Source organism: Silvanigrella sp., assembly GCF_044369315.1.
GTDB lineage: Bacteria > Bdellovibrionota_B > Oligoflexia > Silvanigrellales > Silvanigrellaceae > Silvanigrella.
On the sequence record NZ_JBIPMD010000065.1, the window covers coordinates 1 to 15,128 of the forward strand.

The window sequence follows — 15,128 nt, forward strand, 5'->3', positions numbered from 1 at the left end:
CTAAGCCTTTATTTCAGTTTAATCCAAATACATTAATTCTAGCTAATGGAAATCCATTTTTAAAAAATGTTTGTAAGGATTATTCTGATAATAAATTAGGCCTAAAACAAATTAATTGGGTTGAAAAACTCTGTAAATCAGATGCATCTAAAAAAACGATAAAAATGAATCTTTCTTCTCCAATTTAAGGAATGGGAAGCCCTTCTTGTTTCATTATAAATAAGGCATTTGTAGTGGGACATGGCCCTTCTTTAATTAAATAATCAAAAATTAATTTATTATTTTCTACATGCTCTCTAAAATGCATGTTTCTTAATCTGGTATCAGATTGATTCATATCAGCTAAAGCTAAATCGTGAGTTGAAATAATTCCAAATGAATTTTTATTAAATAGGGTCTGAATTATATTTAAACTTCCTATATATCTTTCTTTATTATTTGTGCCTCTAAAAATTTCATCAATTAAAAAAATACCAGGTTCAATTATGTTTTTACTTTCTAGAGAGTCTAAAATAAACTTAAGTCTTTTTACTTCTGCATAAAAATAACTTGTCCCATCTGATAAAGAATCATCAATTCGAATCGCACAAAGTAATCTGCTTGGTTTTACAATAAATCGGGAAGCACACACAGGTGCTCCCATATTTGCTAATAAAACATTTATTCCAAAAGTTCTTAAAAAAGTACTTTTTCCAGCCATATTACTACCTGTTAATAATATAACAGGTGAGGTTTTATTTATTTTAAGAGAATTTGTAATTCTTTTAGATTCAGGAATTAATGGATGACCCATGTCTATAAACTCGATGTAATCTGGACTTGCTAAGTTTCGTTCTTCCTCTGTCAGAAAATGGCTGTGAGAATTTTCTAAATGAAATCTTGCAAAACTGCTTAAAAGATCAAATTCATAAAGCTCTTCTTCCCAAATAGGAAGTTTTTGTTCAATTGATTTTAATTTTAATTGAATTACAAAACAAATAATTGCATCAAAAGGAAAAAAGATATGCAAAGTTATCCAAAAAATAAAATTACCTCTTAATGAAATTAAGTTTATTAAAAAATTTAAAGAGTCTATTTCTTTAATAGATTTTGGCTCTAAAAATGATAAATTTAGGGATTCAACTGATTTTTGACTTTTTGAAAGTGCTTTAATTACTTGTTCAATTTTTTTCGATGATTGAGAAATTTTTTCTGCTTTTTCTGTGACAGGTGTAAATATAAAAACTCCAAATAGTAAAAACATAGAATATAAAAACAAAGGCTGTATAAGGGATTCAACATTTGGATTTTGAATAAAATTTGTAAGAGTAGGAAGTAAAATAAAAATCCAAGCTAAAAAATTAACGAAAGAATATAAATTACGCATATGGAAGTGAAATTTATTATCAGAAATATTTTGTTTTGGATTTGTTTCGTTTTCATTGCTAGTATTATTTTTTTCTTTATTTTTTTCATTTTCTTTATAAAATTTTTGTAAAAAATTCTCGTCTAATCTTAAGGATTCAAAACGTCTTAATAAAATACTTTGTTTACTTAATAAATTGGATTTTATTGATCTTTCTTTTGATGATTTATTGTCGCAAGGTGTAATTCCTGCTTCCATAAAAAGTTTAAATAATTTACTTGATCCCATTTTTGTTGAACATGTATTAAATAATAAAAATAATTGTGAGTGGATGTCTAAATCTGTTGAATAAATATGTCCTTTGGGAACATGAATGCATTCTTTATGCCATGGCGGAATTTCGTTTTCTATTTTTTCAAAGTTTCTTTCCATTCTTAAAATAGATAATTGATAGCTTAAACTTATGGCTTTCCATTTTTTTTGTTTCATTTGGATCATATTGTGAATCCATGAAGTTATTAAGCAATAGATTAAAAATAAAACAATGAATAAAAAATTGGTAGAAGTGGATTGATTTTTAAATAAACTGACAACAACAGCTAAAAAAGTAATAATACTAATGAGTCTAAATAAAGCAAACACATTATCTAAACTTTTTAATTTTTTATCATAATTTTCAGATTTTTTTCTTGCATTTTCAAATTTCAGATTTTTTTGATCTCTATTTTTTGAGTCCATTAATTTTGAATGATCTTCCATTATAGCTTCTCACATAATAGTAAATTGCGTGTTCTACACTTTAAAAAAAACTATCATAATTATTCTAATTATGACAAGACAACCGTTTTATGTAACATTTGTTTAAAAATTAGACAATATTTCAAGATGTGTTTACTTTTTTATCGCCTTAAAAGGTAACATTTGTTTCGTTGTTTATAATATCAGCTAGTTGTGTGTGGCATGGGTCTTGCTACATAGAAAATATGCTTATAAATTAAGCTATTTTCTAAATTGGTTAAATTATTCAATAGTTTAACTATGATTGAGAGGTTTGAATGAAGTTATTAATAGCAATTTTATCCCTGTTTGCGAGTTTTCATGTTTTTGCAGGTGAACAAACAAAAAGAGTGAAATCTAGTAATAAGCGCTCCATGACAAAAGAACAAGTGGCCTATACTCTGGAAAGAGCTGGATTCCCGAGAGAGATTGTTCCTGTTGTAACTTGTTTGGCAGAAAAAGAGTCAAATTTTAATCCAAATGCGGTAAATCGTCATAATACAAATAACACTAAAGATCACGGTTTGTTACAGATTAACGATATTTGGATGAAAGATTGTAATTTAAATGAAAGCGACTTGTCGAATCCTTTAAAAAATGCAAGATGTGCACTTAAAGTTTATAAAAAACAAGGCCTTACTGCTTGGGTAACGTATAATAAATTTAAAAGATCTTGTCTTGCTTATGAAATTCCAAATTACAATACTAAAACTTTAGCTGAAGTTATTATCAAAAATAACCAGTTAATGTAACTAGAGATATATATAATCCTTTTTAATGCTATTATCCATAAAATAGAGTAATATAAAAAAGAGCAATTGTTTTGTTATATTATTTTTGGGTATGAGGGGTTAAAAATGAAAAAAAATATATTTTCTACTCTAGCTTCAATTTTAAGTTTTATTGCACTTGTTATTGGCCTTATTAAGCTTATTCCACTGTTTAATAAGGCTGGAATTCCTGATCAAGCTTGGATTGCGTTTATAGCAACTGCTTTTCCTCTTATGATATTTATTTATGCTATTGCTGGAACAGATGAAAATGCAAAATCTGTTGCCCCTAATGCTTATGGACTTGTTCTAACTGTACCTAGTATTATTGCTTCTTTATATCTTGGGTCTTGGGTAGCGGCTATTTGCATGACTTTAGTACTCATATTTATTATTCGTCAATTATTTCAAGATATGAATGAAGAAGAAAATCATCATTAAATAAAAATGAGATTTTTTATGTAGATAATTCTTTCCTATTTATATATTTCTAAATATAGATAAAAACTTCCTAGTTAACAAGATAAAAAAAAAGACGATTGCACTTCTAGTTCTAATGTTGTTCATAAAATGCCAAAAAGAGAGTATTTTTTATGAAAATGTTTCTTCCAGAAGAATTTAAACTGCCTGCAATGCCACAGGTTGCAAGAGAATGTTTAGTTTATCTCTACAATCCAAATGCGGATACAGGTGTACTCGCAAAATCTTTGTCCCGTGATATTGCGATTTTAGCTAGTATTTTAAAACTAGCAAATTCAAGTTTGTTCCTTTTAGGAAAAGGTTCTCCAACAAGTGATTTAAAAACAGCAATATTTAGAATTGGGCATGATAATTTAAGACAGATTATGGTTTTGCATGCATTAGATAGTACCTTTGTTTTTAAAGATTCATTAACATTTGAATTTAATAGCTTCATTAGGCACTGTTCCTTTGTCAGTTTACTTTGTACAAATTTTGCAAAAAAAATAGCTCCCGATTTTGTCTCTGAAGTGCAAATGGCAGGATTAATGCATGATGTTGGACTCGCAATTACGGCAAGTTTATTTAATGAAAACTTTACCCAAATGGCAAAGCATACACTTGAAAATAAAGTAGATTTTGCAACAACTGAAAATCAACTTGGTTTAGAGCCACACAGTAAATTAGCGTTTAGAGCATTGGACACTTGGGAAATTCCTGAAAAAGTGAAAATATTAATTTCATATCATGATACTAAAAATATGGAATTAAGAAAAGATCTTGGAAATGAAATGAATAAACTCATAGATATTTTAGTTTTGTCAGATACTCTTGCTCATAGTTATGGGTTTGGCTTTAAGGATTACAAAAGAGATACCAAAATTGAACTATCAATGTTAAAGCGAATGGAATTGTCAGCCGATGCAGTTAAAGAAGTTGTTAAAAACTCATTAGAAACAGAATCTGCTATTCAGCCGTCCTAATAAAAGGAAAAATGTCATGGCTATTGATAATTTTAACCCAGAAGACAGAGAAAAAATCTATGCTATGGCTGAAAATGTAACTGGCAATTACCAGCAAGGAAGTTATAGAAGAGAAATTATTATTTCTAATGTTTTAAGAAGGGTTCAGGTAAAAAAATCGGAAAGTTTAGATCAATATTTGCAGTCTGCAATTGCAAATGATCAAGAGTTTGCACAATTATTAAGTGCTTTTACCATTCATACTACGGAATGGTTTCGTGAAATGCCACATTATAAAAAATTTGAGGCACTTTTAACAGATAAATTTAAAGGAACAAAAAAATTTAGAATGCATTCTGGGGGCTGTTCAACAGGTGAAGAAGTTTATTCATTTGGCCTCATGTTAGAAGCTTTTAGAAATGCGAATCCTGGTTTTGATTATGAGTATAAAGCTTTTGATATTGATCCTGTGTCTGTTGAAATGGCTAAAAAAGCATTATATCCAATGAAAGATTTAGCTAAAATTGCTCCAAATTATCAAAATTTTGTTAAAAAAATAGATAAAGAAGATTCTTTTTTACCTGATCCTAATATAAAAGCGAGATGTACTTTTTTTACAGATAATCTTGTAAAGTTACAAAATATGCAACCTTGTTACGAAGTGATAGTATGCAGAAATGTTTTAATTTATTTCACCCCAGAAAAAGTTAAAGAAATTATTGGAAAACTTGTAATGCGTTTAGTGAAAGGCGGGGTTTTAGTAATTGGTCATAGCGATAGTCTAGATCCAAAAGCTTTTAATCTAAAGACATTAGGAAATTCAATGTACGAGAAGTTATGAATCTTTATTTTTCCAATCATGATTTGTAATTAATCTGGCTCCTCTCCCAAAAGTAACATATGACCACATCCATTGGCATAAAACGAAAAATTTGTTTCTAAATCCAATTAAATATAATATATGAACAAATAACCAAGCTAGCCATGCAATTTTTCCAGTCATTTTTATACCAGAATATTCAGAAATAGCTCTGCCTCTCCCAATTGTTGCCATAATCCCTTTATCAAAATAATGGTAGGGAATTAAATTTTTTCCAGAAACAATTCGAATTATATTTTTAGCAGTATGAATTCCTTGTTGAATTGCAACGGGAGCTAATCCTGGTAAAGGAATATTATTTTCATTTTTGCAATGGGATTGATCACCAAGTACAAATACATTTGCATGGTTTTTTAAATTTAAATTTGATTCAATATAGACCCTTCCTACAGGATCAAGCTCTGTTCCTAACAGTTTGCCTGTTTCAGAAGGTTTTACTCCTGCAGCCCAAATTACTGTTTTTGAGGGAATAAATTCTTCTCCAATCCAAACACCTTCATTTGTAATATTATTCACTCGTGTATTAATTTTTACTATTGCTCCAATATTTTTTAAATCTTTTAATGCTTGTTGCGAAAGTTTTTCAGAAAAAGCGGATAAAATTCTATTTCCTGCTTCAATTAAAACAATTTTAGTATTTTTAGGATCAATATTTTTAAATTCTTTATTTAAAGTATAATGCGCAATTTCGCATAATGACCCAGTAATTTCAACTCCTGTAGGCCCCCCCCCCCCCCCGCCAACGACAACAAAAGTAAGGTAACTTTTTACTTTATTTTGATCTATTTCTTGCTCTGCAAGTTCAAATGCAGTTAAAACTCTTCGCCTAATTTCAGTTGCTTGTTCAATTGTTTTCATTCCAGGAGCAAAATTTTCCCACTCATTTTTTCCAAAATAACTGTGAGTAGCTCCACAAGCAAGTATAAGGTAATCATAATTATATTTTTTAAAATCTGTTTCCACAGTCTGATCAGATAAGCTAATATTTGTTACTTTGCCAAGTACAATATCAATATTTTTATATTTTGATAATATAGATCGAATTGGTGAAGCGATTTCGGCAGGGCTTAAACCAGCCATTGCAACTTGATATAATAAAGGCTGAAAAAGATGGTAATTTTTTTTGTCTAAAATTGTAACATGAATTCCTTTTGCGTTTCCAAGTTTTTTTGCGGCATTTATTCCTGCAAATCCAGCTCCAACAATGACGACATGAATTGAAGTTATGTGATTGTTCATTTAACTACCCCATAAATTAAAGGTACAGCTAGTATGTTAACCATTTTATATAACAAGTTGCAATTTTATAAAATTTATAATAGCCAAATAAAGTCATATTGATTTTAAGAGGGGAAAATGGAAAGAAAAAAGGAAGTTGGAATTTTTGAAGTAATTTGTGGATGTATGTTTAGTGGAAAAACAGAAGAACTGATTCGAGTATTAAAGCGATCTTTTATTGCAAAACAAAAAATACTTGTTTTTAAACATTCCTCAGATATTCGCTATTCGCAAGAAGAATTATGCAGTCATAATGGATTAAAAATTTCTTCTATTTTAATTTCAAATTCAAAAGATATATTTTTACATGATCTCTCAGATATTAATGTAATTGGTATCGACGAAATTCAATTTTTTTCTGATGCCATATGCGAAGATATAGAAGAATTATTAGAACGTGGTATTCGTGTTGTCGTTGCAGGTCTTGATTTAGACTATAAAAAGAGACCTTTTGGTTGTATGTCAAAGTTATTAGCTATGGCTAATAAGGTAACAAAATTAACAGCAATTTGTACTAAATGTGGCCATGATGCTTATTATAGCCAACGTCTTGTTCACGATAATGAGGTTGTTTTTGTCGGAGCTTCTGAAAGTTATGAACCAAGATGCCGTTTGCATCATATGGCTCACTGATTTAAATTAATTTTTTTATTCATTTCTTTGTAATAAAAATAATTCAATTAAATCGATACTCTGTTGTTTATTTAACCTTGGATCACAAAATGATTGAAAATTTTCTGATAGATTATTTTCATTTAATTTATTTTTATAACCACCTATACATTCCGTAACATTTTTATAAGTCAATTCTAAATGAATACCTGATAAATAGGAACCTAATTTATTATGAATTTTATGAGTATGAATAAGTTCATTTATGATATCATCAAAATTTCTTGTTTTAAATCCATTATTTGTTTTATATGAATTTCCGTGCATGGGATCACAGCTCCAAGAAAAGCGAAGACCTGATTGATTTAAATAATCAATCAGGTTTTCAAGATTTAAATCATTTTTTTTATTTCCAAAACGTGTAATTAAATTTATTTTTCCAGAAATATTTTGAGGGTTTAATAATTTTAGAAGTGAAACCATTTCTTTGTAATTTGCATTTGGTCCTAATTTTATTCCAACAGGATTCGATATCCCTCTTAAGTATTCAACATGAGCACTTTTTAGTTCTCTTGTTCTTTCTCCAAGCCATAAAGTATGAGCTGAGAAATTATACCATTTATCAGAATAAATGGATTTATGAGTAAGATTTGTTTCATAATTTAGTAAAAGTGCTTCATGCGAAATAAAAAAAGTATGATTCGTAATTTCTTTAATCCAATCATAAGTTTTTTTAGAGCTTTCATATGCTTTTAAAAGTCTTAAAGGATCAGGTTGTCGTTGTATTTCATTAAAATCAATTCCATTTATAATATCTCCACGAAATGCAGGAAGAGAATAATGGTTTAAAGTTTCAAAAGGTTCTGATCTTGGTTTTGCATATTGACCCGCTATTCTTCCAACAACAATGACTTTTTTTTGAATAGAATCTTCAAGATTTTTTGCTAAATTTAAAATATGTTCTACTCTTAGTTTAACATCTTTAAAGGAGCAGCTATCAAAAGTTTCTGCACAATCACCTGCTTGTAAAATAAAAATATTTCCTTTTTCAGCTTCTGAATAAAAATATTTTAACTGATCAATTTCATTTTCAGTGACAATTTTATTTGCACTTTTTAATTTTGATAATGTGTTTAAAAGTAATGTGTAATCCGAATAGTTTGGTTGTTGTAATAAAAGAAAGTCTTTCCAACTTTTAATATGCCAGTTTTCAAACAAATAAGGTTTCATATTGTCGGATTTCATGAATTCCCTTTAAAAATAGACCTAGAACAATTCAATTTAAACAATGATATTTAAACTTGCACAGACAATAAGGATAACCCCTAAAGCTAAACGATACCAGGCAAAAATAAGTGTTGATCTTTGTTCTAAATATTTCATAAGACCAAAAACAGCTAAAAAAGCAGCAACAGAAGCAGTAGCAATACCGACAAAAAGAACGCTCCAACCATGTGATGTGAGCCCTGCATTGTGCATTTCATGAATTTGTTTTAAACCAGCGGCAACAATGACAGGGACTCCTAAAATAAAAGAAAAAGCAGCAGCAGTTTCTCTTTTCAGGCCTAAGAAAAGTCCTGCTGAAATTGTTGCTCCAGAGCGAGATACTCCTGGAATGAGAGCTGCAACTTGGGAAAGTCCCACAATTAAACAATCTTTAAAAGTTAATTTGCTAAAATCACGTTCATGTTTACATACTTTTTCAGCAATAATAAAAAGTCCACCCATTACAATACAGGCGACTCCTATGACATATAATGATCTTAATGGTGAATTGGGTGCATTTAATACGGATTTTAGCATAAGTCCCATAATTCCAACAGGAATTGTACCGATAATAATTCCAATTCCTAACCTGAATTCAGTAGATGAAAAATCACGTGTTTTGATACTTTTTAATGTTCCAATAAATATATTATAAATTTCTTTTCTAAAATAAATCATAACTGCAAAAAAGCTTGCTAATTGCACTGCTCCTGTAAAAGGAGTTCCCGGATCATTCCATCCTAAAAAAGAAGGAACAATTCTCAAATGAGCTGTGCTACTTATTGGTAATAATTCTGTTATTCCTTGAACGATACCAAGAATAATAATTTTGAAATAACCTAAATCGACAAATCCACAGTCAATCAGCTGCCCATGAACTGGGACAGGGCAAGCAACAGTCATAGCATTTCCCCCAAAGAAAAAGTTGCACATTGGAAATAGATACCATATCGTTCCCTGAAGGCCACGGAGTGGCAAGAATATTTTAAAAAGAGCCCGTCTTTTAAACTAAATTATTGACGGGTTCTTTTTTGTGTTAATTTATAAAATGATAAAATTAGGAGTTAAAAATGAGCGAATTACAACGCACCTTATTAGGTGAAATCCGCGAAAAGTTTGAACCTATTCGGAGGTATCTTTGACACTCCGTTAAAGCGAAAAAGAATTTTGGAAATTGAATCCGAAATCAATAGTGATCCTAATTTTTGGAATGATAGAAGAAAATCCTCTACAATTCTTAAAGAAAAGAAAAATATTGAAGATGGCATTACTTCTTGCGAATCTCTTGTGAAAAAATTTGAAGACACCTTAGTTGCTATTGAATTTGGCGAAGAAGGAGATGATCAATCCAATAAAGAAGCAGAACAAACCATTCAAGAGTTATCTAATGAAGTTGGAAATCTTGAAACCAAACGTTTGTTATCAGGAGAAACCGATAGAAATAGTGCTATTTTAACAATAAATGCAGGAGCAGGTGGAACAGAAGCATGTGACTGGGCTCAAATGATCACACGAATGATGCTTCGTTTTTGTGATCGAAAAGGATTTAAAGCTGAAGTTGTTGATGAGCTAGAAGGTGATGGAGCGGGATTAAAAAATGCTACAATTACGATTGATGGTGAGTTTGCTTATGGCTTGTTAAAATCGGAAAATGGAGTGCATCGTCTTGTTCGCATTTCTCCATTTGATTCCAATGCCCGCAGACACACTTCCTTTTGTTCTGTCTTTGTGAGCCCTGTAATTGATGATGATATTCAAATTGATATAAAAGATAGCGAATTAAAGATTGATACTTATCGCGCTGGTGGAGCAGGTGGGCAGCATGTAAATAGAACGGATTCCGCTGTTCGTATGACCCACTTACCAACAGGTATTGTTGTTCAAAGCCAGCAACAACGCAGTCAAATTCAAAATCGTGAAACATGTATCAAATTATTAAAAGCAAAACTTTATGAGCTTGAAATTAACAAAAGACAAGCAGAATCTAAAGCAATAGAAGATTCTAAAATGGATAATACTTTTGGTTCTCAAATTCGATCCTATGTTTTACATCCTTATAAACTTGTTAAAGATGTTAGAACTCTTGCACAAAGTAGCGATCCAAACGTAGTTCTGGATGGTGATATTGAAGATTTTTGTTTAGAGTATTTAAGACAAATTGCTGCTGGACAATTTAAAGGTAAGGGTGGTACTAGCGACGATCTTGATTAATTAATAAATAAATACTTTCAAATATAAACATGAGGAATAAAAATGAATCTTCAAAATGAATTGCTTTCTGTTATTAAAGACGTTCCTGATTTTCCAAAAAAAGGAGTTATATTTAAAGATATAAATCCATTATTTAAAGATCCTCAATTAATGAAAAAAGTAACAGCACATATGGCGGAATTTGCTAAATTAACAAATATACAACATATTGTGGGTATAGAAAGTCGTGGATTCTTTTTTGGTATGCCTTTGGCACTCGAATTAAATTTACCTTTTATTGCAGCTAGAAAAAAAGGGAAATTACCAGGAGAAGTCGTATCTGAATCTTATGCTCTTGAATACGGGACAGATAGTATTGAAATTCAAAAAAATTCTCTATTAAAAGGCGAACGTTACTTAATAGTAGACGATATTATTGCTACTGGTGGGACTGCAAATGCAGCTGCTAAAATTATTCAAAATAGTGGTGCAATCGTTTCTGGTTTTACTTTTTTAATTGAACTTACATTTTTAAATGGATGCGAAACTTTATTAAAGACAACTCCACATGTTCAAATTCAAAGTCTTATAAAAGTTTAATTTATATTATATAATTTAAGTATTTTATTTTTATATTCATCTAATTTAATTATATCAATAATTTCAAATCTATCTTCTTTTTTAGTTTTTCAATTTCAGAAATGTAGATGATTAAAGCTACCATAACCATTGTATATGGTAATAAATCTATTTTAATTTAAATTTTGAGAAAAATTAAATATTAAGAGATTTATTTAGGAAAAACAACAAAATTTACATTTCAAACTATAACTTAATTTATCTAAATTCTATTAAACTATTCTGAAAATATTAATGATGATGATAGTTTTTTAATATGGTTTTTATTTTGTTTGTTTAAGTTAAATATTGAAAATCAAAAATGTATCCAAAATTTATAATCAAAAAATTAAATATAATAATTTTATAATTATAATGAGACTAATTATCATTACCAATGTCAAAAATACGACAATAATGATAATATTAAGTCTAAAATAACCGCTAAATAAGCTTGATATAGAAGACTATTTTGTGAAATATTTTTTATGGATAAGTGCTTTTTCGTTTCTTTTAAAAATGAGCACATGGAGTGATGAATGACATTGGAAAAGTTTCGATACGATGATGATATAGTCAAAAAGTTTATAGCAGCTACAATGATATGGGCAATTGTAGGCATGCTGGTTGGAGTTATAATAGCTATCCAATTATTCTATAGGCCTTTTAATTTTGACCTTCCCTGGTTAACGTTTGGCCGATTAAGGCCATTGCATACCAATGCTGTTATTTTTGCATTTTGTTTAAATGGAGTTTTTGCGGGTATTTATCATTCTTCGCAGCGCTTGCTTAAAACAAGAATGTACAGTGATTTATTATCCCGTATTCATTTTTGGGGTTGGCAGCTTATTATCGTTTTAGCAGCTGTTACTTTGCCTCTAGGGCTTTCTACATCTAAAGAATACGCAGAATTAGAATGGCCCATTGCTATTCTCATAGCACTTATATGGGTCATTTTTGCAATAAACTATTTTATGACGATCGCGGTTCGAAGAGAAAAAATATTATATGTTTCTATTTGGTTTTATATTGCAACGATTATTTCTGTAGCACTTTTACATATTGTAAATCATATTTCATTACCTGTTTCGTTTATAAAAAGTTATAGCGTTTTTTCAGGTGTTCGTGATGCATTGGTACAGTGGTGGTATGGACATAACGCGGTTGCCTTTGTTTTAACAACTCCGTTTTTAGGATTAGGTTATTATTATGTACCTAAACTTGTAAATAGGCCAATTTACTCCTATCGATTATCTATTATCCATTTTTGGTCACTTATCTTTATTTATATGTGGGCTGGGCCCCACCATCTTCAATACACTGCTTTACCAGAATGGATACAATCCCTTGGTGTTGTCTTTTCTATTATGCTCATTGCTCCTTCTTGGGGTGGAGCCATTAACTTTATTTTAACGATTAAATCGGCGTGGGGTGAAGTTAAAAGTAATCCCTCTACAAAGTTTCTTCTTGCTGGGGCTATTTTTTATTTATGTGCAACTTTAGAAGGTCCTATTTTATCTTTTAAAAGTATAAATAGGGTATTGCATTATACCGATTGGATTATTGGTCATGTTCATGTTGGTGCTCTAGGGTGGAATGGTTATATTTTATTTGCAATGTTATATTGGCTTGTTCCAAACCTTTATAAGACTGAATTATATAGTAAAAAATTAGCAAATTTTCATTTTTGGATTTCTTTAATTGGCATATTAGTTTATGTTATTCCAATGTATATTGCTGGATTAATGTTAGGGCTAATGCGTGAAAGTGTAACTGATGGCGTACTTACTTATCCTAATTTCATGGAAATGATGGATAAATTTATTCCTTATTACTTTTTCAGAGCAATAGGTGGTACTTTATATTTACTTGGTACAATTGTAGGTGCCTTTGTTATATATAAGACAATTAAAATTGCAGGTAAAGTACCAGATACTTTAGCAGAAGCTCATTCATTTTCTAAAATAGAACATAATAAAACTTCATTTGGATCTGTTCAAAAAGCAGCAGAAAATCTTGGCCTTGTTTTGGGAATGTTAACGCTTGTAGCAGTTTCTATTGGTGGTATTGTTCAAATTTTACCAATATTAATTAATCATTCTACGGAAGAAAAAATTGCAACATTAAAACCCTATACTCCATTAGAAATAGAAGGCCGTGATATTTACATACGTGAAGGATGTAATAACTGTCACTCACAAATGATCCGTACATTTAAAGAAGAAGAAATGCGTTATGGACCTTATTCAAGAGCAGGTGAATTTGAATATGATTTCCCACATCTTTGGGGTTCAAAAACAACAGGGCCTGATCTTCAAAAACTTGGCAAAAAGTATGGAGACATTTGGCATTATAAACATATGGAAGATCCTTTAAGTATGACGCCAAAAAGTACAATGCCTAAATATGATTGGTTGCTTAGAGATAAATTAGATACTTCATATACCAGCGATAAAATTAAAGTCATGGCAAAACTAGGAGTTCCTTATACCAATGAGGATATAGAAAATGCCAATGAAAATTTAAGGAAACAAGCTGAAAAAATAGCGAGTGGTATTCAAGAGCAAGGTGTTAATGTTGACAAATCTTCTGAAATAATTGCTCTCATTTCATACTTACAAAGATTAGGTATTGATGGCCGTGAAGCTGTTGAATCTCAAAAAAAGAATGATGGAGAAAAGAAATGATACGTGAATTAGCTTCCGAGCATGCAGATGTTGTCATAGCTGGTTCTGTATTTGTTGTTACTTTTATAATGTTTATTTTCTGGCTGGTATGGAGTAATATTATAAGTAAAAATTATATAAAACATTGTGAGGAAATGACTAAAAATGACGAATGAAAAAGATGATAAAGACAAAAAGAAATCACCTAAACTTCTTGACCATGAGTTCGATGGAATAAAAGAATTAGATAATCCAGTACCAATGTGGTTTTAGTTTATTTTTTATGGAACAATTCTTTTTGGTGCTTTATATATGCTTTATTATCATATTTATAAAGGCGGTCATACGCTAAAAAATGAATATTTAGCTTCTGTTGGTCAGACTCCTTCACAAAATGGAGGGAGCGGAGAATTTGATTACAGTCAAAATTTAACAAATAAAAATATGATTGAAAGTGGCAAACAAGTTTATGATGCAAATTGTGCATCCTGTCATGGGTTAAAAGGTCAAGGAGGAGTTGGCCCTAACTTAACAGATGATTATTGGATTGTAGATAATACCTATAAAGGCGTTGAAAATGCAATTCAAATTGGAGTTCCTGAAAAAGGGATGCCTGGTTGGAAAACAATTTTAGGTGATAAAAAGATTCAAGCGCTTGTTGTTTATATCGCATCCTTGCAAGGTACAAATCCCCCGGACGCAAAAAAAACCGGAAGGAAAACCGGGTAAGTTACATTAATGGCAATCTATTTTATTTATGTCTTGGTTGATTTTTTCCGTGTTAGATGAAGATAAATTATGAAATACTCCACCACGTAAAAGAGCTAATCCAGCTACAATTAAAAGCAAAATAATGGAAATATATTTAGTTAAGTTAGCGCTTTTACTTGAAAGAAAATTGAAGATTCCTTTACTTCCAATTAAAATAGGTGAAGTAGATATCGCAAATACAAGCATTCCAATTCCACCTAAAATAGGACTTGCAAATGATGCACACATTATTACTGCGCTATATAAAAAACCACAAGGTAAAATAGCTGTCAAAATACCAAGTGTTGCAGAGTGCGATAATGGAGAATATCGCTTTATTTTATTCATTAAATTATTTATATTTGTTGAATTGCCAATATTATTTTTTTTAATTAAAAAAACAATTTGTAATACAGAAATGATAGCTACAATAATTGCTAATTTTTTGGCTGATAGGTTTAAAAAATCTTTAAATATAAATAAACCAAATAATCCTGATAAAACTCCGATAAATAAATACGCTAGTGCTCTGCTAAAAAAATATTGCCAAGTTTT

The 15,128-nt window shown here is 30.1% G+C and carries 17 protein-coding genes; 12 read left to right on the forward strand and 5 right to left on the reverse strand.

Annotated features, from left to right (window positions below; translation table 11 throughout):
• Window positions 1–188: hypothetical protein (locus ACIQ56_RS07350; RefSeq protein WP_397600423.1), on the forward strand; the 188-nt coding region annotated here is incomplete at its 5' end.
• Here ACIQ56_RS07350 and ACIQ56_RS07355 read toward each other — a convergent pair.
• Window positions 185–2,104, reverse strand: coding sequence for a MutS family DNA mismatch repair protein (locus ACIQ56_RS07355; protein WP_397600424.1), 1,920 nt, complete (start codon window positions 2,102–2,104; stop codon window positions 185–187). The two genes, ACIQ56_RS07350 and ACIQ56_RS07355, sit on opposite strands and share 4 nt — an antisense overlap.
• 296 nt (window positions 2,105–2,400) lie before the next feature.
• Between ACIQ56_RS07355 and ACIQ56_RS07360 the strand changes: the two genes are divergently transcribed.
• The 4 genes from ACIQ56_RS07360 (at window position 2,401) to ACIQ56_RS07375 (ending at window position 5,154) form a co-directional block, all read left to right on the forward strand.
• Window positions 2,401–2,874: a transglycosylase SLT domain-containing protein gene (locus tag ACIQ56_RS07360; RefSeq protein WP_397600425.1), complete on the forward strand. Its 474-nt coding sequence runs from the start codon at window positions 2,401–2,403 to the stop codon at window positions 2,872–2,874.
• A 105-nt stretch (window positions 2,875–2,979) separates the two neighbouring features.
• Window positions 2,980–3,333: a hypothetical protein gene (locus ACIQ56_RS07365; RefSeq protein ID WP_397600426.1), complete on the forward strand. Its 354-nt coding sequence runs from the start codon at window positions 2,980–2,982 to the stop codon at window positions 3,331–3,333.
• Window positions 3,334–3,485: 152 nt separating this feature from the next.
• Window positions 3,486–4,334, forward strand: a complete 849-nt coding sequence (locus ACIQ56_RS07370) for an HDOD domain-containing protein (RefSeq protein ID WP_397600427.1) — start codon at window positions 3,486–3,488, stop codon at window positions 4,332–4,334.
• A gap of 16 nt (window positions 4,335–4,350) precedes the next feature.
• The gene (locus tag ACIQ56_RS07375) at window positions 4,351–5,154 is read left to right on the forward strand and encodes a CheR family methyltransferase (RefSeq protein WP_397600428.1); all 804 of its coding nucleotides are present in this window, start codon (window positions 4,351–4,353) and stop codon (window positions 5,152–5,154) included.
• Here the strand turns inward: ACIQ56_RS07375 and ACIQ56_RS07380 are convergent.
• The gene (locus tag ACIQ56_RS07380; RefSeq protein WP_397600429.1) at window positions 5,149–6,432 is read right to left on the reverse strand and encodes an NAD(P)/FAD-dependent oxidoreductase; all 1,284 of its coding nucleotides are present in this window, start codon (window positions 6,430–6,432) and stop codon (window positions 5,149–5,151) included. The two genes, ACIQ56_RS07375 and ACIQ56_RS07380, sit on opposite strands and share 6 nt — an antisense overlap.
• Window positions 6,433–6,549: 117 nt before the next feature.
• Here ACIQ56_RS07380 and ACIQ56_RS07385 point away from each other — a divergent pair, with 117 nt between their 5' ends.
• Entirely contained in the window at window positions 6,550–7,104 is a 555-nt protein-coding gene (locus ACIQ56_RS07385; protein WP_397600430.1) for a thymidine kinase, read from the forward strand.
• Window positions 7,105–7,119: 15 nt separating this feature from the next.
• Here the strand turns inward: ACIQ56_RS07385 and ACIQ56_RS07390 are convergent, their stop codons facing one another.
• Window positions 7,120–8,328, reverse strand: a complete 1,209-nt coding sequence (locus tag ACIQ56_RS07390; RefSeq protein WP_397600431.1) for a 3-deoxy-7-phosphoheptulonate synthase — start codon at window positions 8,326–8,328, stop codon at window positions 7,120–7,122.
• 36 nt (window positions 8,329–8,364) lie between these two features.
• Entirely contained in the window at window positions 8,365–9,252 is an 888-nt protein-coding gene (locus ACIQ56_RS07395) for an undecaprenyl-diphosphate phosphatase (protein ID WP_397600432.1), read from the reverse strand.
• Between the two features lie 167 nt (window positions 9,253–9,419).
• On the opposite strand from ACIQ56_RS07395, the gene prfB reads away from it, so the two are divergent.
• The 6 genes from prfB to ACIQ56_RS07425 all read left to right on the forward strand — a co-directional run bounded on the left by prfB (window position 9,420) and on the right by ACIQ56_RS07425 (window position 14,552).
• Window positions 9,420–10,560 (forward strand): peptide chain release factor 2 gene (prfB, locus tag ACIQ56_RS07400; protein WP_397600433.1). Its coding sequence is split into 2 segments (ribosomal slippage): window positions 9,420–9,479 and window positions 9,481–10,560, totalling 1,140 coding nucleotides; the frame shifts between segments, so codons are not numbered across the junction.
• Window positions 10,561–10,602: 42 nt separating this feature from the next.
• Entirely contained in the window at window positions 10,603–11,139 is a 537-nt protein-coding gene (locus ACIQ56_RS07405) for an adenine phosphoribosyltransferase (RefSeq protein WP_397600434.1), read from the forward strand.
• Between the two features lie 557 nt (window positions 11,140–11,696).
• Window positions 11,697–13,844 (forward strand): cytochrome-c oxidase, cbb3-type subunit I, encoded by a 2,148-nt coding sequence (gene ccoN, locus ACIQ56_RS07410; protein WP_397600435.1) that lies wholly within the window; start codon window positions 11,697–11,699, stop codon window positions 13,842–13,844.
• The gene (locus tag ACIQ56_RS07415; RefSeq protein WP_153418445.1) at window positions 13,841–13,999 is read left to right on the forward strand and encodes a hypothetical protein; all 159 of its coding nucleotides are present in this window, start codon (window positions 13,841–13,843) and stop codon (window positions 13,997–13,999) included. The genes ccoN and ACIQ56_RS07415 overlap by 4 nt, the downstream gene beginning before the upstream one ends.
• Window positions 13,989–14,096, forward strand: coding sequence for a cbb3-type cytochrome c oxidase N-terminal domain-containing protein (locus ACIQ56_RS07420; protein ID WP_397600436.1), 108 nt, complete (start codon window positions 13,989–13,991; stop codon window positions 14,094–14,096). The genes ACIQ56_RS07415 and ACIQ56_RS07420 overlap by 11 nt, the downstream gene beginning before the upstream one ends.
• A 39-nt stretch (window positions 14,097–14,135) precedes the next feature.
• Window positions 14,136–14,552: a c-type cytochrome gene (locus tag ACIQ56_RS07425; protein ID WP_397600437.1), complete on the forward strand. Its 417-nt coding sequence runs from the start codon at window positions 14,136–14,138 to the stop codon at window positions 14,550–14,552.
• A 6-nt stretch (window positions 14,553–14,558) separates the two neighbouring features.
• Here the strand turns inward: ACIQ56_RS07425 and ACIQ56_RS07430 are convergent.
• On the reverse strand, window positions 14,559–15,128 hold a 570-nt coding region (locus ACIQ56_RS07430), incomplete at its 5' end, for a sulfite exporter TauE/SafE family protein (protein WP_397600438.1).